The organism is Brevibacterium sp. AGC70 (assembly GCF_057334195.1).
Window position 1 is genome coordinate 421,159 of the sequence record NZ_JBHFIH010000014.1, and the last position, 20,513, is coordinate 441,671.

Annotated in this window: 18 protein-coding genes; 13 read left to right on the top strand and 5 right to left on the bottom strand. The window is 60.4% G+C overall.

What is annotated here, in order from left to right; translation table 11 throughout:
• The first annotated feature begins 81 nt into the window (after positions 1-81).
• Genes ACE03M_RS12110 through ACE03M_RS12125 form a run of 4 tightly spaced genes read left to right on the top strand, consistent with a single transcriptional unit; the run spans position 82 to position 4,191 of the window.
• Positions 82-969, top strand: coding sequence for an ABC transporter substrate-binding protein (locus tag ACE03M_RS12110; protein ID WP_485934128.1), 888 nt, complete (start codon positions 82-84; stop codon positions 967-969).
• Positions 966-1,793: an amino acid ABC transporter permease gene (locus tag ACE03M_RS12115; protein WP_485934129.1), complete on the top strand. Its 828-nt coding sequence runs from the start codon at positions 966-968 to the stop codon at positions 1,791-1,793. Before ACE03M_RS12110 ends, ACE03M_RS12115 begins: the two co-directional genes overlap by 4 nt.
• A gap of 46 nt (positions 1,794-1,839) precedes the next feature.
• On the top strand, positions 1,840-2,619 hold the full coding sequence (locus ACE03M_RS12120) for an amino acid ABC transporter ATP-binding protein (protein WP_485934130.1): 780 nt from the start codon (positions 1,840-1,842) through the stop codon (positions 2,617-2,619).
• Between the two features lie 54 nt (positions 2,620-2,673).
• On the top strand, positions 2,674-4,191 hold the full coding sequence (locus ACE03M_RS12125) for a gamma-glutamyltransferase (RefSeq protein WP_485934131.1): 1,518 nt from the start codon (positions 2,674-2,676) through the stop codon (positions 4,189-4,191).
• Between the two features lie 242 nt (positions 4,192-4,433).
• On the opposite strand, the gene ACE03M_RS12130 is transcribed toward ACE03M_RS12125, so the two are convergent.
• The 3 genes from ACE03M_RS12130 to ACE03M_RS12140 form a co-directional block, all read right to left on the bottom strand.
• Entirely contained in the window at positions 4,434-4,802 is a 369-nt protein-coding gene (locus ACE03M_RS12130; RefSeq protein WP_485934132.1) for an MFS transporter, read from the bottom strand.
• A 45-nt stretch (positions 4,803-4,847) separates the two neighbouring features.
• Positions 4,848-4,997, bottom strand: coding sequence for a hypothetical protein (locus ACE03M_RS12135; RefSeq protein ID WP_485934133.1), 150 nt, complete (start codon positions 4,995-4,997; stop codon positions 4,848-4,850).
• Between the two features lie 176 nt (positions 4,998-5,173).
• A complete protein-coding gene (locus ACE03M_RS12140) occupies positions 5,174-8,308 on the bottom strand; it encodes a cytochrome P450 (protein WP_485934134.1) in 3,135 nt (1,044 codons plus the stop codon).
• 137 nt (positions 8,309-8,445) lie between these two features.
• Here ACE03M_RS12140 and ACE03M_RS12145 point away from each other — a divergent pair, with 137 nt between their 5' ends.
• Positions 8,446-9,360: a LysR substrate-binding domain-containing protein gene (locus ACE03M_RS12145; RefSeq protein WP_485934135.1), complete on the top strand. Its 915-nt coding sequence runs from the start codon at positions 8,446-8,448 to the stop codon at positions 9,358-9,360.
• Between the two features lie 80 nt (positions 9,361-9,440).
• Here ACE03M_RS12145 and ACE03M_RS12150 read toward each other — a convergent pair whose 3' ends face one another.
• Complete coding sequence (locus ACE03M_RS12150) at positions 9,441-10,385, bottom strand: AraC-like ligand-binding domain-containing protein (RefSeq protein WP_485934136.1); 945 nt, start codon at positions 10,383-10,385, stop codon at positions 9,441-9,443.
• A 299-nt stretch (positions 10,386-10,684) separates the two neighbouring features.
• On the opposite strand from ACE03M_RS12150, the gene ACE03M_RS12155 reads away from it, so the two are divergent.
• Genes ACE03M_RS12155 through ACE03M_RS12165 form a run of 3 tightly spaced genes read left to right on the top strand, consistent with a single transcriptional unit; the run spans position 10,685 to position 13,349 of the window.
• A complete protein-coding gene (locus tag ACE03M_RS12155) occupies positions 10,685-11,080 on the top strand; it encodes a carboxymuconolactone decarboxylase family protein (RefSeq protein WP_235352071.1) in 396 nt (131 codons plus the stop codon).
• On the top strand, positions 11,073-11,972 hold the full coding sequence (locus ACE03M_RS12160; protein ID WP_485934137.1) for an NAD(P)-dependent oxidoreductase: 900 nt from the start codon (positions 11,073-11,075) through the stop codon (positions 11,970-11,972). Before ACE03M_RS12155 ends, ACE03M_RS12160 begins: the two co-directional genes overlap by 8 nt.
• Before the next feature lie 57 nt (positions 11,973-12,029).
• The gene (locus ACE03M_RS12165) at positions 12,030-13,349 is read left to right on the top strand and encodes an MFS transporter (RefSeq protein ID WP_485934138.1); all 1,320 of its coding nucleotides are present in this window, start codon (positions 12,030-12,032) and stop codon (positions 13,347-13,349) included.
• A gap of 112 nt (positions 13,350-13,461) precedes the next feature.
• On the opposite strand, the gene ACE03M_RS12170 is transcribed toward ACE03M_RS12165, so the two are convergent.
• Complete coding sequence (locus tag ACE03M_RS12170) at positions 13,462-14,256, bottom strand: PaaX family transcriptional regulator (protein WP_485934139.1); 795 nt, start codon at positions 14,254-14,256, stop codon at positions 13,462-13,464.
• A gap of 168 nt (positions 14,257-14,424) precedes the next feature.
• Here ACE03M_RS12170 and ACE03M_RS12175 point away from each other — a divergent pair, with 168 nt between their 5' ends.
• From ACE03M_RS12175 to ACE03M_RS12195, 5 genes are all read left to right on the top strand, one after another.
• Positions 14,425-15,810: an MFS transporter gene (locus ACE03M_RS12175; protein ID WP_485934140.1), complete on the top strand. Its 1,386-nt coding sequence runs from the start codon at positions 14,425-14,427 to the stop codon at positions 15,808-15,810.
• Positions 15,807-17,417, top strand: coding sequence for an acyl-CoA synthetase (locus ACE03M_RS12180; protein WP_485934141.1), 1,611 nt, complete (start codon positions 15,807-15,809; stop codon positions 17,415-17,417). Before ACE03M_RS12175 ends, ACE03M_RS12180 begins: the two co-directional genes overlap by 4 nt.
• Positions 17,414-18,238, top strand: coding sequence for a crotonase/enoyl-CoA hydratase family protein (locus ACE03M_RS12185; RefSeq protein WP_485934142.1), 825 nt, complete (start codon positions 17,414-17,416; stop codon positions 18,236-18,238). Before ACE03M_RS12180 ends, ACE03M_RS12185 begins: the two co-directional genes overlap by 4 nt.
• An 11-nt stretch (positions 18,239-18,249) precedes the next feature.
• The gene (locus ACE03M_RS12190) at positions 18,250-20,277 is read left to right on the top strand and encodes an acetoacetate--CoA ligase (protein ID WP_485934143.1); all 2,028 of its coding nucleotides are present in this window, start codon (positions 18,250-18,252) and stop codon (positions 20,275-20,277) included.
• A partial coding sequence (locus tag ACE03M_RS12195; RefSeq protein WP_485934144.1) for a 3-hydroxyacyl-CoA dehydrogenase NAD-binding domain-containing protein occupies positions 20,274-20,513 on the top strand: 240 nt, incomplete at its 3' end. The genes ACE03M_RS12190 and ACE03M_RS12195, both read left to right, overlap by 4 nt.

Sequence of the window (20,513 nt, forward strand, 5' to 3'; positions counted from 1 at the left end):
CGAGGATTGTTGCGCACGTCACATTTGCCCTGCTACTGTCAACCACAGCAAACTGGTCGGACCACTTGAAAGGTATAGACGATGAAGTCTCCCTTGCTTAGGACATCGGTTGCAGCTGCAGCCGCCGCGGTATTAGCCCTCTCAGCGTGCGGGTCATCTGAGAGCTCCGACAGTCCGGCGGCCGAAACCGCCAATGAGGACCTCGGAAAAGATGTGAAGGCAGTCGTCGACGCACCCAAGACGATGACAGACGGGGCTCTCACAGTCTGCGCATCATTCGGCAATCCACCCAATGCGTACTACACCTCCGATCATGTCGAGACTGGGGCCGAGACCGATATCGCTCGTGTCCTCGGCCCGCTCATGGGTCTGGAGACGCAGTTCCACGAAACCAAATTCGCCTCCCTCATCCCGACCCTTCAAGCTACGCAGTGCGACGTCATCATGGCGTCTCTCTACATCAAGCCGGAGCGAGAGGAGATCGTCGATTTCGTGCCATATATGCAGTCCGGTCAAGCCGTGGTGGTGAGCAAGGACAACCCCAAAAAGATCACCGGCTACGACGATTCCCTGTGCGGAGCGAAAATCGGTTTCCAGGTTTCGACCACTGCTGAGGAGTATGTCAAAAAGCAGATAAAGAAGTGCAGCGAAGGCGGAGGCGAAGAGATCGCCACGGTCAAAGTCGAAGACGGCACGATGGGAATGCAACAGGTTCAGACAGGCCAGGTCGACACCTTCATCGATACCAATTCAGCCTCGGTCTACACTGCAGGCAAAACTAATGGGGAATTGCAGGTCGTCGGCAAGCCTTTCGGACTCATTGAGATCGGTGCGGCTGTGCAGAAAGACAACGCCCAGTTGCAGGATGCGCTCTCGAAGGCCCTTGATGAGCTGATGGCCTCCGGCCAGTACGAGGAGATCCTGAGCCAGTACGATTCGGCCGACATGGCGCTCGAGGCAAAGAAATGACATTCGATTGGCCGTTCTTCTGGACAAATCTCCTCACTCCGAACGCCGACTTCATCGAAGGGCTCTGGGTGACGATCGGAATATCCGTCGTCGCCATGGTGCTGTCTCTGCTGTTGGGTGTACTCATTGCCTTGTTGCTGCGTTCACGCAACATCGTCCTCAGGACGATCGGCAACATCTATATCTGGGTGATCAGGGGGACGCCTCTGCTGGTGCAACTGGTCATCGTCTATTCGGGATTGGCTGCGGCGGGAATCTACCGTTTCAACGACATCACCGCAGGTGCGTTCACCATCCAGGCTGTCATTCAGGCAGCCATCGTGACTCTGACCATCCACGAAGCGGCCTATATCGCGGAAATCGTCCGCAGCGGCATCTCGAGCGTCGACACGGGGCAGTTCGAAGCCTCAGAAGTGCTTGCACTCAAACCTCACCACACGATGCTCACCATCGTGCTTCCACAGGCAGTACGCACAATGATTCCTCCATTGGGAAACATCTTCAATCAGCTGATGAAGGAGACGAGCGTGCTCAGTATCATCGGAGTCAGTGAGATGTTCCTTGTGGCCCAGGGATTCAGCGCAGCAACCTTCCGGACCTTCGAGATCTTCCTTGTCGCCGCCTTGTACTATCTGGTGCTGACGACTGTCTGGACACTCGTTCAAGGGCTCATCGAAAATCGTCTCGACAAGTACATGGGCATCGATTCTCAGCAAGGAGTTCTGTCTCGGATCGTGGAGCTGCTCGTTCCCAGCCGTCGGGCGAACCGCCCCGGCGTCATCTCTCCTATCTCTGTCAATGACCAGGCAAGGACGGCGGTCTGATATGTCAGAAATTCTTACACCATCATCCAAGGAGACGACACGATCCATGAATAGTTCTCCTGCTGCTCCCCTGGTTCGGATCGAAGACGTCCATCTCGAACTCGGCGGGGTCAAAATCCTCGATTCTGTCAGCCTGGAGGTCAACCGAGGAGAGGTCGTCGTCCTTGTCGGCCCGTCCGGCGCAGGAAAGACCAGCCTTCTTCGCACCGTCAACGGACTCAACCCGATCACCAGCGGACAGGTGCACGTTGCCGGAATCGAGGTGCAACAGCGGCAGCACGGCGAAGAAACTCCGCGCAAGCTCAAAGGGCCCAAGCTCAGGGACGCCCGCAAGGAGATCGGATTCGTCTTCCAACACTTCAATCTCTTTCCACACCTGACCGCATTGGAGAACATCGTCCATGCTCCGCGCAAAGTCCTTGGTCTCTCGCGATCCGAGGCGAATGAACGCGGGCTTCAGTTGCTCGAACGGGTCGGTCTGTCGAATCGCGCAGATACGAAACCCTCTCGCCTGTCTGGCGGTCAGAAGCAACGTGTGGCGATTGCTCGCGCCTTGGCCATGCGACCCCGACTCATGCTGTTCGACGAGCCCACCTCGGCGCTCGATCCCGAAATGGTCGGCGAGGTCCTCGACGTCGTCCGAGAACTCGCCGAGGATGACATGACGATGATGCTCGTCACCCACGAAATGGGCTTCGCTCGGGAAGTGGCTCACCGCCTCGTCGTCATGGCCGATGGCGGAATCGTCGAGGAAGGTCCACCGGCAGAAGTCTTCGAACGGCCGAAGAACGAGAGAACGAAGTCATTCTTCTCTCGCATCCTGTGATCGACCGCCCGCCACACTTATTTGCCTGAATCAAGAAGCTCACGGAGGAGTTCCATGACCAGAGATCGCGCCATCGCCACGCCCCATCACCTTGCCACCTCAGCCGGAGAACACATGTTCGCCAAGAGCGGCAATGCAGTCGACGCCGCGCTTGCGGCCGCGGCTGTACTGACGGTCGTCTATCCCCATAACACCTCGATCGGCGGTGACCTCACCGCGCTTGTATCGACAGGGTCGACCGACCCCGTGCTTGTCGATGGGTTCGGCTACGCGCCCGCTGGTGTCGACGGCACACGATGGGGGTCATCGGGGCGAGTTCCCTCCCGGGGTCCTGAGTCGATCACCGTCCCAGGCGCGGTGAAGGGCTGGAAGCACCTCCACGATGAGTACGGGTCCTTGCCACTGGCGACCATCCTGGCTCCGGCAATTGAACATTCCCACGGCTACGAAATCGGCCGCTCGGTTCGCACTCTCATCGAGAAGGTGTCGCAGGAGTCGGAAGCCGGTCGGGCACTCATAATTTCACTGTTCGGCAATGATTTCGAGACTGCCACAACCGCGAGCAATCCCGCCTTGGGAGCAACTCTGGAGCGACTCGCGGCGGCTGGCCTCGACGACTTCTACCGTGGCGAGGTAGCGATGAAAATCGATTCCTATCTTCGCTCGATACGACCAGATTTCGCCCTATCCGATCTCGCCGACTACGAAGTGAAGCTGGAGCAGTCACTCTCGATGCAATTCGCCGGTCTGCGGGTACACACGGGAGGTGCACCTTCACAAGGATTCTCATTCCTCCGATTCCTCCATGACCTCAGAGAGTCACTGGGCACAGATTCTGATGTAACGGCCATGACCGATGCCGCACTCGCGGAAGTTTGGATCGATTCATTCACCCGTTCCGATGCCATCAGAGACTCCATACTTGCTGAGGGAGTGAACGGCGAGGCACTGCTCTCTCCCTCCCTCAGCGCATCGAATCCAGTGCCGGCGCCGTCCGCCGGCGGCGACACGATCGGACTGGCTGCCACGGATGGTCACATATCGATCTCTCTCATCCAAAGCCTGTACTCGTCGTTCGGTTCACTGTGCTTCGATCCCGAGACCGGTGTGCTGTTTCAGAGCCGCGGCTCGATGTTCGCACTCGACGCCTCGTCGCCTCAGTATGTGAAGCCCCGAGTGCGACCACCACACACACTGATGCCCGTCATGATCACCGACAAAGCCAATGTCCCGAAGATCGTGCAATCCACCATGGGAGGTAAAGCCCAGGCTCAGATCCATGCTCGCCTACTCATCCATCTGCTGCAAGGAGACTCTCCGAGTGAGGCGATTTCCAGGCCCCGCTGGGTGTCGGGAGCGAAGGCGGAACAGGACCCGGCCCGAACCATCACGGTCGAGGACGATGTGTCGACCGAGCTGAGGACCATCCTGAGTCACGGCGCCGAAGGGGATGTCCGGACAACCCCGGAGCATTCCGATTCTCTCGGCCACGCCAACGTCATCGATCTGCGCGGTGCGAAGATTCTTGCAGCCTCGGACCCGCGATCCGATGGTTCGGCTTGGATCGGGTGACCCCATTGCGTTGAATCGTTGCGGAAGCGTACCGGCGCGAGCGCTTGGCCATCTCAGGCATGAGGAAGAACCAGAGCGTCGATGTCAAGCAGAATTGGCCGATGTAGATTCCCCAGAGCTTCCGCCTTGAGAGGACGACCTTGACGTCGGTTCAGGACAGCTTCGACTTCGATTCTTTCGTCGACCCGGTCTCGACGTCGATCAGTCCACACCATCTGCAATGTAGTCGATCTCGGCCTGATTCACTCCTTCCTTATTCCGCGGCTCGCGGTAGACGAACCACCAGATGCCAGCCCATATGATGCCGACGACACCCGTGAGACTGAAGACCCAGTGCCAGGTGACGACAGTCTGCAGCAACGACAGTACAGGGCCAGCAGCGCCAGACCGATGAATTGGCCGGAGGTGTAGAACGCAATGACACGTCCCCGTTCGCTCTCCGGGAACCAGGCCGTGGCGACCTTGTTAATGATGGGATATGCCGGTGCTTCAAAGCCGCCGACAAGCAATCCCCGGATGATGAAGGCGATGAAGCCGCCTGACATGCCCATGAACAGGGTGGCCAGTGACCAGAGAATCAGGTACGAGACATAGAGAACGCGTGGACTCACGCTGTCAACGAGCCAGCCGCCGGGCGGCTTCATGACGGCGTAGATTCAGCCGAATGCCGAGAGCAGCAGTCCTTGCTGAGCGGTGTAGATGTCGAACTCGGCAGAGAGCGCCGGCATCGCAATGGACGGATTTGCCCGGTCCATGTCATTGACCACGACAGTGATGAACAGTAGGGCGGCGATGAAGTAGCGCATCCGCTTATGACGCTTGGCGCCAGATCGGATTGCGCCAGCGGTGCCCCTCAGAAGCGCGTTCGATTACGTCTTCCTCGTTGATCTCGACGCCCAGTCCCGGTCCGCTGGCAACATCCTTGGTCAGCGGTGTCATGTCGTTCGTGGTGTATCAGGAGAAATGTAACGGTGGGCCCGGTTCAGGCCCGCACGAGTTCCGTCGTCAGGCTCGTCAGCACTCCTTGAGCCCATTCGCTGGCGGCTTCCACTGCGGGCACGGGTCCCCCGGCGTCGTGGCGACCGTATTCGCCCACTCGGGTGGCGCCACGAGCTTCGAGCGCTTCGGTGAGCAGCTCGCTTCCGCGCGAGTACGTCTTCGTGTAGCTGGCATCGCCCATCCCGAACACGGCGAAGCGCACTCCTGCGAGGTCGACGTCCATCCCTTTCAGCTCGTCATAGAACCGTGTGGCCGAGCTCGGGACGTCACCGTCTCCATACGTCGAGCTCACGAGCAGGTAGAACCGTTCCGGGTCCAGGTCCCCCGCAGACACCGTTGCCAGGTCGGAGACCTCCAGATCTGACCTCTCCCCCAGGAACGTGCCTAGTTCCTCTGCGACGAGTTCTGCGTTGCCTGATTCCGTACCGAAGAGGATGGACAACGGCGTGCCCGGAGCCAGGTCCTTCGCAGCACCCGCGGAGGCGACCGTGAGCTGCTCGTCGAGACTGTCGTCCCGTGCAGCCTCCAGCAGTTCCGCACGAGTCCTGATCTTCGCGCGGCATCGACCGACACCAGCGCCGAGGCGCTCCTTGAGATCGATCCGGCGCCACCCGTTGAAGTCGGTGGCGTTCTCATGCGGTTCGATGCCTGCCGAACCGGTCGAGATCGACCCGGCGGTCACCTCGGCGGCAATCGTCGCGGCCAAGGCGCGAGCTTCGGTGCGCTGGTCGGGGATCGTACCTCGGCCATTGCCCTTGAGCCAGCCGATGGCGAAGAGTCCGTCGTTGATCTTCCCGTCGGTGGGGATGGGCGAGACCGGGCAGATGCCCTGCTTCGCGACCGCCATCGGGTCACGGACGAAGCCGATGGCGGTGATGACCGAGTCCACATCGAGGTGGACCGCCTCACCAGCATGGGTGAAGTCGATTCCGGCGACAGCATCAGTCGATTCCGACGGCGAAGACTCGCCGACAGATGACCCGGTGATCTGCTCCGGGGTGCTCGCGAACCACCAGTGCAGTTCGATATCCTCCGCCGAGGCGTAGCCCTGATCTAAGTCACCACCCACCCGACTCTCCGGGTCGAGCAGATCGCGCAGCGCGTCGAGCTTCGCATCCTTGCCGTCAGGAACCGCGTCGAGGTCGACCCCGTGGAGCACATGGGTCAGCCCCGGCACGCGGGCGAGCTCGCGGATCATGACGGGGTCGAACTTCGCGGCACGCGGTTCGGAGCGGCCGATGACGTCGATGCGAGCGATGTCACTGCGCAGAGATCCGTGAATGAGGTCATCGATGTCGCTGCCCTCCAACGTCGCCGACTGACAGGTCAGCAATCGCAAGATGTCGACGGCGACATTGCCCTGGCCGACTACGGCCACCCGCGATCCGAGCACCATCGACTCGACTTCGGAAGAATCAGTCTCAGTCTCGTCGGGGTGGCCGTTGAGCAGGCGGGTGATGGTGCCGGCTCGGTAGACGTGTTTGAGTTCGGTGCCGGGGATGCCGAGGGGACGGTCGTGGGAGAGACCGCTGGCGAGGACTACAGCGTCGTAGTTGGATTTGAGCTCGTCCATGGTCACGTCGGTGCCCAACTCGGTGTTTCCGATGAATGTCGCCCGGGGATCGGTGAAGAAACGGTCGAACTGTGTGGACACGGATTTGGTGCCCTGGTGGTCGGCGGCGACGCCGTAGCGCAGCAGCCCGTAGGGCACAGGAAGTCGGTCGTAGACGTCAGCGGTGGATCCGGGCACCTGACGCAGGATCTCCTTCGCGCTGAAACAGCCGGCCGGCCCGGCACCGATGACCGCAACCTTCGGTCCCCTCCCCTCGGCGGAAGCGGAATCCCCCGCCGAGGTGGCTCCCCCGCTGGCCGTGACCCCGTAGTTGGGCCCGGCGCTGGCTTTGGACCAGGTGACGGGGAGGTTGAGCATTCCGCGGAAGACCCAGCCGCCCACACGGGTTTCCTGAGTCTCGTCGATGGCGAGACCGTCGAGGCTGTTGAAGAGCAGCGGCAGGGCCACCTCGGCAATCTCGGCTCGTGCCGCCCAGTTGCCCAGGCACACGTGGACACCCTTGCTGAAGGCAAGGTGTGGTTTGGCCTCGCGGTGGATGTCGAACTGATCAGCCCGGTCCCAGATGGCTTCGTCCCGGTTCGCCGAAAGCACGCAGATGCCCAGCTTCGCACCGGCGGGCAGGTGGGTGCCAGCAAGCACGGTGTCCTGGGTGGTCTGGCGGGAGTACATGCCGATGGGGGCGATCCAGCGGATTGTCTCTTCGAACACGGTCGGCCACAGCGCGGGGTTGGCGATGGCGGCGCTGCGTTGCTCGGGGTGGTTGAACATGGCCAGGGCTGCCACGCCGAGGGCGTCGCGAGGTTCGTTGAGTCCGCCGCCGATGGTCATCTTGATGTTCGCGCGGATCTTCTCGATCGGCATGATGTCGCCGGGCATGGACAGCAGGCCTGAGATGAGCGAGTCGTCGCGATGAGTGAGGTGGTGTTCGAGCATCTCGTCGAGGGCCGTGTCGACTTCGCTGAAGGACTTCTCGCCTTTGGCCCAGACGTCGGGGTCATCTGCGTAGTTGCCGGTGGCGTCGATGAGGGTCTGGGACCAGCGCTGGAGGTCGGATTGGTCGGCGTTGTAAAGGCCGAGCATGCGCCGGAGAGTCTCCGCGGCGTACGGCGCGGAGAAATCCCAGATCAGGTCGGCACCGGGGCCTTTGTCGATGAGTTCGGCCAGCAGGTCTTCGGCGACTTCGCGGTACATCTTGGTCCAGACACGCTTGACGTATCCGGGCTTGAGGACGGTCTGCCAGGCGCGGCGCTGTTCGTAGTGTTCGGGGTCGTCGCGGCGGAGCATGGAGTGGCCCATGGCGCGGATTTGAAGGGAGCCCTCTTCGTCTGCGGAGAAGATCTTCTGGTCGTGTTCGGTGGCGCTGACGGCCTCGTAGCTGGTGATGAGGAAGCGGTTGACCGCGGGCACCCAGTGGACACCGCCTTCGGCGCGGAGCCGTTCGTAGATCGGGAACGGGTTCTCATAGAGATCCGGAATCCTCACCCAGTCCGCCACCGGCACCGAGGTGGTCGCTTGGTCCGTGTTCATGTGGAGCCCAGAAGTCATCGTCGTCTCCCTCATCGTTGAGTTCGTCATGCACTTGTTGGATGCGGTCGGTGTGACCGCGTTCACCGTCCAGTCTGGGACTGATGCTATAAAAGGAAAAGCGGAATAAATCTAACAACTAGTCCGGAAAAGCAAACATGTACATTGACCAGGTCCCGAACTTCTCACTGCGCCAGCTCTCGTATCTCATTACGGCGGCACGGCTGGGCACGATCTCTGCCGCGGCGTCCGAACTGCACGTTTCGTCGTCTGCGATTTCTGATTCGATCACTGCCCTCGAGCATGAGATGGGTGCACAGTTGTGTATCCGTAAGAAGGCACACGGCCTGGTGCTTACCGCAGCCGGAAAGCAGGTGGCAGCGCGAGCAGCAAGTCTCATCAACGAGGCGAACGAACTGGAACGCGACCTCAAAACCCGCGATGGCGAGCTCGCCGGGCCGATCACCATCGGCTGCTATCCGACGCTGGCACCGATGATCCTGCCGGTCCTCCTCGCTGAGTTCGGCCAGCAGCATCCGCGTGTGAGCCTCGAGATCGTCGAAACGACGCAGGATCTCATGGCGGGCAAACTGGAGTCAGGCGAGATCGACGTTGCCTTCGTCTACGAGACGCTCGTCCCTGGTGCTCCGAACCATGCGCAGCTCTTCTCTCAGCCGGCACACGTCGTTCTGGCGGCGGATGACCTGTTCGCCTCACGGGAGACCGTTCGGCTGGAAGACCTGGTTGAACGCGACATGATCCTCCTCGACTCTCCCCCATCAAGCCAGCACACGCTGTCAATGTTCACCGACCGCGGCCTGCAACCGAAGATCCGTCACCGAACGACCAGCTATGAAGTGGTTCGGACACTCGTCGGGCGTGGCCTTGGCTACGGAGTGCTGGTTCAGCGGCTGAACAATATTTCGAGTTATGAGGGGTATCCGCTGGTGGTGAAGGAGATTGAGCCAGCGGTTGAACCGGTCGGGGTTGAGGTGATTTGGCCTTCGGGCGGGGCATTGACCAGGCGGGCGAAGAATCTGATTAAATTTGCCATCTCTCGAAAATGGAAATGATCCTGCATCGAACACTCAAACTCATGGTCAGATTTCGACTTCCACAGGAATGGCCCACGTAATCCAGTCTGTCAACAATCTCAGGAGCTCCGCTCCCGGTCACCGTTCTGCTCCGCCGTCCGTCGGTATTCACTAGGAGCTTCGCCAAACGCGGATTTGAACGAGCGACTGAAATGTGGAGCGTCTGCCAAACCCCAGCGACTTGATATTTGAATCAACGAAAGATCGGCAAGCGACGGATCAAGCAGATCCCGCCGCGCATGTTCTAACCTTCGTTGACGAATCCAACTGGACACGGTGGTTCCCGCCTCTTCAAACAGATATTGCAAACGTCGCGTCGACATGAAGTGAGCAGCGGCAACCGTACTGGGGCTCAGACTCGGATCAGCAAGTTGGTGTTCAATATAGTCCTTAATTGCCGCGACTGCTGATGCGCGCGGTGACGCAATTGAGTCGAGACCAAGCTCCGCATATAACACAGTGTTCATTACGTCGAGCGCGTTATGCGCCAGAAGTATTCCGGTATGTCCCGAAACTGTTCCGAGAGCAGTTCCGACTTGCTCCAGAAAGCTCGAAGCCACACGTATTAAACCTGGCTGGGAAGGCCGAAGAGCATGAGCCAAAAGATTGTCGACATCATCTCGCGGAACGCTCATTGCTTCTCGCGGAAAGACCATCACGATTGAATCCGTGTGGTCAGCAAAGGTCGCACTGTATGGCTGTCCCGTGTCGTATAGCGCCATATCGCCTGGCCCCAAAGTCGCCTGCTGACCATTTTGAACAATCAACCCCGAGCCCGAGAGTATCAAGCTCAGTTTGTAATACCGGTTTTCATCCGACCTGATGTCTTTAGGCAACCGATCAACTTGATGCACCGATGCTGAGATTCGAGAGAGGTTGACATCATCAAAACGGCGGCCCTGAATTCGCCCGTGAAAGTCATCGGGGCGAGTCGTGCTCACATGAAGCCGGACAAACCGATTCGACATCCTTTCCCGCCATGCTTCAAAAGAGTCGACCTCCACTGGAGAAGTAGGTGCGCTACTCGTCAAGACCGGCATCAAGTTCCACCTCGCTTCTACGTTGAACCATAGGAATCTGCGATCTGACATCCACTCCGGCTCAGAGCAGTGTGTGTTCTCGAGTGTAGGACAAAGACAAGCCAGGTCAACGCAAAAGTACAAGTAACTGGCTCATGTCGGTTACAACGTGAGTTACGTGCGCCTTGCTACAAGACATATGCGGCAATGGACAAGAAGACTAGAGCAGCAGGTCACTAGATTGAGACCCAGAACCACAATTCCAATTGTAAGGATGTCATCACATGATCCATGACGAGCTGTATGAAAAGGGACTTGACCTGCGGCGCTCAATGTTCGGGCCAGCGGGTGCCGAAGAGCAGGTTGAAACGACAACTGATTTCAACGACAAGATCCAAGATGTCGTCACTCGCTACTGTTTTGGCGACATATGGCAACGCGAAGGTTTGGATCTTCGCACACGCAGTTTCGTCACCCTTGCGATGCTGGTCGCGCTGGGGCGCCCGCACGAGATTCGCATTCATCTCCGCGGAGCGATTGCAAACGGGATTACCACGGACCAAATTCGCGAAGTGATGATTCATTCGTTCCTGTACTGCGGGTTGCCCGCAGCCATTGACGGGCTCCGCGCGTTCGAGGAAGTCCTTTCAGAGTCCACGACGGAGCCCAACGATGAGTGAGTCAACGAAAGTGGGATTTATAGGGCTGGGCAATATGGGAGCGCCAATGGCGGCTAACGTCGCTCACTCTGGATTCGACCTCATTGTCCGAGACACAGACCAGAACCTTGCAAGTAAGATCGCTTATGCATCTGGCGCTGTGGCCGCATCCTCACCAAGCGATTTCGCCGAGGTCGAGATAGTTGTCACGATGCTCCCGACCAGCACAATTGTCTCCCAAGCTCTGTTCGATTGGGGAGATGGAGTAGTCCACCATTTGGCGCCTGATGCCGTAATCGTCGATATGTCCTCGTCCGATCCCACGCAGACTAAAGAACTTGGAAAAATACTGAAGAGCCACGGAATAGCTCTCATCGATGCACCTGTATCGGGCGGAGTCTCCAAAGCAACGACCGGTGAGCTCTCGATCATGCTCGGCTGTGACAACGCTGAGGCGATATTCAAAGCTCTTCCAATTGTGGAATCAATGAGCAGTGTTATCTTCCGCACCGGCGATCTCGGCTCAGGACACGCGATGAAGGCTCTCAACAATTTCGTCGCTGCTGCGGCAACTACGGCTGCCTGCGAAGCACTGGTAATTGGAGATCGATTCGGTTTAGACCAACACACGATACTTGATGTTCTCAATTCCTCCACAGGCCGAAGCTGGGTCACTGAAAATGTTCTCGGACCCCATGTCGTCGATCGGGAGTACGGCTCTGGGTTCTCGCTCGCGCTCTATTCGAAAGATGTTGGCATTGCCAAGAATCTTGCTGCTGCGGTCGATGATCCGGCCCCGGTTTGCACTGCGGTGGCCAGCGCTATGACGAGTGCCCTTTCCACATTGGGCAACGTGGACCATACCGAAGCCATTACATTCTGGGAACAGGAACGGATAACCACGGGAACCTGACCTTTCCTCGCCCCGACGCCGACCAATTGACCTTTCCACTGACGAATAGGAAGACTGATGACGACTGAATCGACAAGCGCCACGATTCCCATCGATCCAAAGCAAAAGAAGAGGGTCGCACTTGCAAGTGCAGTTGGGACTAGCGTGGAATGGTACGACTATCACGTCTATTCCATTGCATCTGCGCTGGTTATCGGTAGATTATTCTTCCCGGAAGCCTCCCCACTCGCAGGAACTATGGCAGCATTCGCTACGTTCGCGATCGGATTCATAGCACGGCCGCTCGGCGGAATTCTTGCTGGTCACCTCGGCGATCGGATTGGCCGTAAAAAGGTCATGGTCATAACACTGACCATGATGGGTGTCGCCACGACGCTAATCGGATTATTGCCGACCCATGCGCAAATAGGGGCTGTGGCTCCTGTGCTACTCGTTGTTCTGCGACTGCTCCAAGGTTTGAGTGCAGGCGGCGAATGGGGAAGCGCCGCGTTGATGGCAGTCGAACATGCGCCCGAGGGACAGCGGGGGCGGTTCGGCAACTACGTCCAGCTCGGGACTCCCGCAGGTATGTTTCTCGCAAACGTTGTCATACTAGGTGCCACGTTTACCCTGTCGGAATCTCAGTTCGAATCATGGGGTTGGCGCGTTCCATTTATGTTAAGTGCGCTGATGGTAGTACTCGGCTTCATTATTCGAAGTAAAGTCGACGAGAGCCCAGTCTTCAAATCTCTTGCCCAACATTCCACACTTGAACAAGTTCCCCTCTGGGAGCTCCTGAAGACCAGCAAGAAGCTAATCCTCCTCGCCGTACTTTCGTTTCTCGGTAATAACGCGTGCGGATATATCTTCCTTGCCTTCCTTACTTCCTACGGAACAGCCACCGTCGGCATGAGCAGAAACTTCATGCTCGACGTATTGCTGGTTGGGTGCTTGACGTGGTTCGGCTCAATGATCATATTCTCCCGTCTCAGTGACCGCGTGGGACGCCTCCGGGTCTACTTAGGAGGTTATGTCGGCCTCATCGTATGGGCAATACCTTTCTTTGCTCTTTTCAGCACCGGAAACAAGTTCCTCATGATTCTTTCGGTCGTTGTTCTGACATTCGGGCTTGCTGCTACTTACGGCCCTCAGGCGGCACTATTTGCAGAACTGTTTCCTGCCAGATTCAGAGCAAGTGGCGTGTCACTTTCCTACGCCATTGGTGCATGTTTGGGCGGCGGATTCGCACCGCTGATTGCGACTGCAGTCTTCGGAGCCTCCGGGACAATCTACGCGGTATCCGCATTTATGATTGCGTTCTGTCTGATCAGCATCGTCGGACTGGTGGCGATGAAGGGAACGCCCAACTCGTTTTCCACTGATTCTTTCAAACTGTAAATAGAAGGGGCTGCGTTGTCATATGCAGGGGTGGTCGTGGTTCGTCACCCCCACATGACGACTTCGTTCAAGACACACAAATGAATCACCCCATGTTCACATGTATGACGCTTCAAAGCTCGCCGGAGAACAGCTTGTGCACAACAAATTTTTCAGCTTCATCCAAGCCTTCGTTGAGCACTCGGAACAAATCTCCCTGCACAGCACCTGGCCATTTTTGAGGCAGCAAAACCACTGGCAGCTGCGGATCCGTCCGCGTCAACGTCAGCCAGTCGAAATGGAGCTCCACGCGCTTGACCAGCGCGTCAGCCGGAGACAGCGAAGCGGGTGCGACGGCTCGCCACTTCCCTCCGAACGCCTCATAATCGGTAGCCAATGCCTCCAAGTCGAACGCGCTGACAAGCATCTCATCAGTCGTCGGCGGCTGCGGCCTGCCGTAGACGACGATCGGGGAGATCTCGGACTGCTCAGGCCCCAGGATCGTAGCCACATCATGCGGCCCAGGTGCCACCCAGGGACCTCCGTCGACTTGACCGAAGCCGGCCCAAGACAGTCGCGACGACATCTGGTGGCGCAGAGTCCTCTTCGACTCCGGGACCTGGATTCGGACAAAGGTCCAGCGGCAATCCCAATCCTGGGGCTGCCAGCCGGCGAACATCTTCTCTTGACCTTCGCGCAGAATCGCACGGCCCCGGTCAGACAGGGTGTAGAAGGTCTTGCGCCCCTCCTTGTGACGGACGATGAACTCCTTTGCCGTCATCCGCTGCAGCACGGACCGGGCGGCCGACTCCCCCACACCCAGCTCGCCCATGACGAACACAATCGACGTGCCACTCAGCGGCCTGGGGTCATCGAGCATGTGCAGGCCGGCGAGCGCGAAGAAGAGGGACTGAGGGTGAACCGTCATGGAACTACTTTACGGTCTCCTCCGCACTCAACCGCGATAATATATCGCAATTCGTTGACGTGACCGCGATGTGATGCATAGTATCGATCCGAGCCCGGTCAGTGAGGATCGGGCTTCCTCCCCACCGCGCCCGACAACCGTTCAAGCCAAATAATCAGCGAGGATCACATGGCTTCCGCGAACTCCACGCCAACGAAATCGACACCGATGCTCAAGCGAGCAGCCGCCTCGGCGTACCTGGGCAGCGTCATCGAGTACTACGACTTCTTCGTCTACTCCGTCTGCGCCGCCCTTGTCTTCAAGGAGGTGTTCTTCTCCAACCTCACCCCAGCCATCGGCACACTGGCCAGCTTGGCCACATTCGCCACCGGCTATCTGGCTCGCCCCCTGGGCGGCATCATCTTCGGCCACTTCGGCGACAGGCTGGGGCGCAAACGCATGCTCGTGCTCAGCATGTTCACCATCGGCATCGCCTCCACCGCGATCGGACTGCTGCCCACCTACGACCAGGCAGGGCTCATCGCCCCGGTCCTCCTCATCCTCATCCGCGTCATCCAGGGTGTTGCCATCGGCGGCGAATGGGGCGGCGCCATGCTCATGTCTGCCGAGCACGCCACCAAGAACCGCGGCTTCTGGGCCAGCTTCACCAGCGCCGGAGCGCCCACCGGTCAGCTCGTCTCCGCACTCGTCATCGCCGGCACCCTGGCAGCCATGGGCCCGGATGCCTTCATCGCCTGGGGCTGGCGCCTGCCGTTCCTCGCCTCGGTCCTCCTACTGATCATCGGCGTCATCGTCCGCTCCGCCGTCGACGAATCGCCTGAATTCCTCGCAGCGAAGAAGCGCACGCCAAAGCGTGGCATCCCGATCATCGCGACCCTGCGCAAGCAGCCGCTGACGCTGGTGCTCGCCGTCGGCGTAGGTCTCTCGGCCTTCATGTTCCAGGGTCTGCTCACCACCTACTCCATCGCCTACGGCGTCCAGATCGGCATCGAACGACAGACGATCCTCAATGCCCTGTCCTTCTCCTCCTTCTTCGCAATCTTCGGCATCATCGGCTGGTCCCGCCTTTCCGACACGATCGGGCGCAGGCCCCTCGTCATCGCCGGAGCCGTGCTCATCGCCGCTTGGGGCTTCGCCCTCTTCCCCATGCTGGAGACGAAGAACGGTCTGATCATCACCATCGGCATGGTCATCGGCCAGGGCATCATCCACCCGATGATCTACGGCCCGCTGGCCGGTCTCTACTCGGAGCTCTTCGACACCGAACACCGCTACACAGGTGCCTCACTGGGCTACCAGATCGCCGGCATCGGTGCGGGCATCTCCCCCGTGCTCTTCGCCGCGATCATGAGCTCGACCGGGTCTCCGTCGACCATTCCGCTGTCCATCGTTCTCCTGGCGGTGGCCGCTATCAGCATCCTCTGCATCTGGCGCCTGGGAGAGACGAAGTCACGGACCCTGTCCGAACAGCACTTCGCCGAGACTCCAGGAACCTCTCGCACACCATCGACGAACACCACCCCACCGGCAGCCGTGGAAGGACCAACTCTGTGACCTTCGCCCATCCCAGCCTGGCCAGGCTCTCCGAACGCCAGGCCACCGACTACGGCGAGAAGATCGCGATCACCTTCGCCGACGACGCATATTCCTATACTCAGATGCACGAACGCACCCTGGCCTGCGCCGCTGACCTGCACAACCAGGGTGTTCGGCGAGGTGACCGTGTCGCCTACCTGGGTCCCAACCACCCAGCGACGATCGTCGTTCTGCTGGCTTGCCTGCGCCTGGGAGCAATCTTCATCCCGCTCAACTGGCGCCTGGCCCCGGCCGAGCTCGACTATCAGCTCGCCCTCGCCGAGGTGGCCCACCTGTACGTCGCACCCGATATGTCCGCGACCGCAGGGAAACTCAGCGCGGACGTCGCCCATGAAACGGTGCGTTGGGATGGCCCTGCCACCTCGTCGAACATTCCGGTTGTGCCTGCCGCCGAAGTCACTGGTGACGAACCGGCGTTCCTGCTCTTCACCTCCGGGACGACCGGGCGACCCAAGGGCGCGGTGCTGACTCATGCCAACCTGCTGTGGAACTCCTTCAACCTCCTCCTCAACACGGATCTCACCGCCGATGACGTCACCCTGGTCACCGCTCCGCTCTTCCACGTCATCGGCCTCGACCAACAGGTGATGACCAGTTATCTGCGCGGGGCGCACATGCTCATCGAATCCACGTGGGACGTTGACCGTGCCTTCGACGCCATCGAACACGAGGGACTGACCTGGATGGCCGGGGTGACGACCATGTTCTCCGACATGCTCCAATCACCGAGGTGGAACACTGCGGACCTCACATCGCTGCGCTTCGTCAACTCCGGTGGTGCCCCGATCCCGGTCTCCCTCATCGAGGCTTTCCAGGCCAAAGACATCATGTTCTGTCAGGGCTACGGGCTCACCGAAACCTCCCCCGGATGCACGTTCCTGCCCGCCGCAAGCGCCTTGGACAAGCCGGGATCGGCGGGTCGGGCCGTGCCCTTCACCGAGGTGGAGGTCCGCGATGCCTCAGGGAACGTATGTTCGTCCGGAGTCAAAGGTGAGATCGTCGTCCGCGGACCCAATGTCACCGGCGGCTACTGGAACAATCAGGCCGCAACCGATGCGGCGTTCTCTCCCGGCGGCTGGTTCCACACCGGCGACATCGGCTATCTCGATGCCGATGGGTTCCTCTTCATCGTCGACCGGCTCAAGGACATGTTCATCTCCGGAGGCGAGAACGTCTACCCCGCCGAGGTGGAATCCGCCCTCTTCGACCACCCGGGCGTGGCTGAGGCCGCGGTCGTCGCGGCACCAGATGAACGGTGGGGCGAAGTCGGCCACGCCTTCGTCATCGTGTCTGCTCCTGAGACCGAGTCTGGCGCTGATGCCGGGGTCGAGTCTGCGGCCTCAGCCCCCACTTGCGAAGAACTGCGCGGCTTCCTCCTGGCCCGCCTGGCCAAATACAAGGTGCCGAAGTACTTCGACCTCGTCGACGAACTGCCACGCACCGGTTCGGGAAAGGTGCACAAGGTCTCCCTGCGCACAGCCGGCGGACTCGGCGCCCATGCCACCACCGGCCCCTCAGCCCCCAGCACTGACAACTGTGCACCAGCACCGAAGGACAACGCATGACCGATCTCCCCACTTCCCACCTCACCGATGTCTCCGCACAGCCGACCACGGTCGACATCTCCGACACGCTGCACTTCAGCGCCGAGGGCAACATCGGCATCCTCACCCTCGACCGCCCTGCCAAACGCAACGCACTCGATGATGCGACGGTGGCCAGCCTCGGAGAGTTCTTCCGCACCTCACCCGAGGTCTCCGCGATCATCCTCAACTCCACCGGCGATCACTTCTGCGCCGGCCTCGACCTCTCAGAAATGGCCGAACGCGATGCCGTGGCCGGCCTCCACCACTCGCGCGGCTGGCACACGACGATGAACCGGATCACCGAATCCCAGATCCCCGTCGTCGCCGTCCTCCAGGGCGGAGTCATCGGCGGCGGACTCGAACTCGCCACCGCGGCTCACCTGCGTGTGGCCGAAGAGACCGCGTACTTCGCACTGCCCGAAGGCAAGCGCGGACTCTTCGTCGGTGGCGGCGCCTCTGTCCGCGTCCCCCGCCTCATCGGACTCTCCCGCGTCCAGGACATGATGCTCACCGGCCGCCGCTTCGACGCGGTCGAGGCTGAAGCCATCGGCCTCGTCAACTACCGCGTCGACGCCGGTGGAGGAATGGCCAAGGCACGCGAACTCGCCGCTTCGATCGCTTCGAACTCCCCGGTGACGAACTATGCGATCACCCAGGCGCTGCCCCGCATCGTCGAATCCGGCCGCGACGAGGGCTACATGATGGAGTCCCTCATGGCCACGGTGGCCCAATCGAGTACCGAGGCCAAGGACCTCATGCACGCCTTCCTCGACGGCTCCGGCCCCAAAGTCACGAAGTGAGAGGACCCTATATGTCGACAATCATCCGCGAGGTTCCCTCCGATGCCCTTGAGACCAGCCGCATCGGTGACTTCCTCGGTTGGGTCAACCAAAAATTCGGGTACACGTTCACCGGTTGGGACGAGCTCTACACCTGGTCGATCACCGACATCGAGGACTTCTGGGAATCCGTCTGGGAGTACTTCGGCGTCCAGCCCCACACCCCGTACACCTCGGTGCTCGGCGAACGGGTCATGCCGTACGCTCGCTGGTTCACTGGAGCAACACTCAACTACGCCGAGCACTCCTTCGGCACTCCCGATCAGGCCGACGACGTGGCCGTGACCGCGGTATCCCAGACCCGTGATGACTTCACTCTGACATTTGCCGAGCTGCGCACCGAGGTGACCAGAGTCCGTGCCGGGCTCGCGGACTTGGGGGTGAGGAAGGGTGATCGGGTGGTCGGGTATCTGCCCAACCAGCCCGAGGCCCTCGTCGCCTTCCTCGCCTCGGCCAGTCTCGGCGCGATCTGGGCCAGCTGCGCTCCCGAGTTCGGCACGCAGTCCGTCATCGACCGCTTCAGCCAGGTCGAACCCACCGTGCTCTTCGCCATCCCCGGATACATGTACGGCAACAAGGCCGTCGACCGCAGCGCCGAACTCACCGAGGTCCTCGCAGCACTCCCCTCACTGACCCACCTCGTATCCCTCGACTACGGGGACTTCACCCTCGATGAGAACACCCGCGAACAGTTCACCACCGGATCGAGACTCAACCACGCAATCGAAGTCGTTGACTATGCGGGACTCGGGGCCGCCTCGGCGGATGGATCTGCCGAATTGGCATTCGAACCGGTCCCCTTCGACCATCCGCTGTTCATCCTCTTCTCCTCCGGCACGACGGGCAAGCCGAAGGCCATCGTGCACAGCCATGGCGGCATCCTGCTCGAGACAATGAAGAACCACGGGCTGCACTTCGATCTGGGCCCGGGCAGCCAGTTCTGCTGGTTCTCCACGACCGCGTGGATGATGTGGAATGCCCTCGTCGGCGGGTTGGTCGTGGGATCCGCAATCGTCATGATCGACGGCAATCCCAACTACCCCGATCCCAAGGAGCTCTGGCGCATCGCCGCAAACACGAAGGCCACTCTCATGGGGGTCGCACCCGGGGCGATCATGTCCACACGCAAGGCCGGGTTCAACCCCACTGAGGAATTCGACCTGTCCTCGGTCTCACAGTTCGGGGCCGCCGGCGCACCACTGCCGGCCGAGGGCTACGAATGGGTCATGGACCAATTCGGGCAGTCGGTGCTGCTCAACGTCGGCTGCGGGGGCACCGATGTGTGCACCGGCATCCTCCAAGCCTCCCCGCTGACCCCCGTGTACTCCGGTGAGATGTCGGGAATCTCCCTGGGATTCGCCGCCACGGCCTTCGACGCATCCGGCAATGAGGTTATCGATGATCTTGGCGAACTCGTCATCACCCAGCCGACACCGTCCATGCCCGTGACCTTCTGGGGACCCGACGGTGATGCCCGCTACGCAGCTGCGTACTTCGACAAATACCCCGGCATCTGGCGCCACGGCGACTGGGCGAAGTTCACCACCGGTGGCGGGGTCGTCGTCACCGGCCGTTCCGATGCCACCCTTAACCGGGGCGGGGTGCGGCTTGGCACCGCGGACTTCTATTCCGTCCTCGACACCCTCGCCGAGGTGGCCGATGCCCTCGTCATCCACCTCGAGGATCCCGATGGTGGGATGGGCGAGCTCGTCCTCTTCGTCCAGTGCGAGCCCGGTGTGTCGTTCACTTCTGAGCTCTCGGGTCGGATTTCTCGTGAGCTGAAGACACGGCTCTCGCCTCGTCACACCCCCGACGAGGTGGTCCCGGTGGCCCGGATCCCACTGGGTCGGACGGGCAAGAAGCTCGAGGTCCCGGTCAAACGCATCGTTCAGGGCGCGACCGCCGATTCGGTGGCGAGCGCCGGGGCTCTGCAGGACCCACGCTCCCTCGATGAGTTTGTGGAGTATGCGCAATCGCGGAAGGCGAAGGTGAACTCATGAGCACACAGTCGATTGACGTGGCGATCATCGGCACCGGTGTCATCGGGGCCGCCTGGGCGACCGGGTTTCTGACGGCGGGACACAGGGTCACGACGTTCGACCCGGCCGAAGGAGCGGAAGAACGGCTGCGCGAGCAGGTGACCAACTGTGTTGAGGACGCCGGTTCCGGCAATGCCGCCTCAATCCTTGACAACCTCACCTTCGCGCCCGGCCTCTCCGAGGCCGTCGCCGGGGGC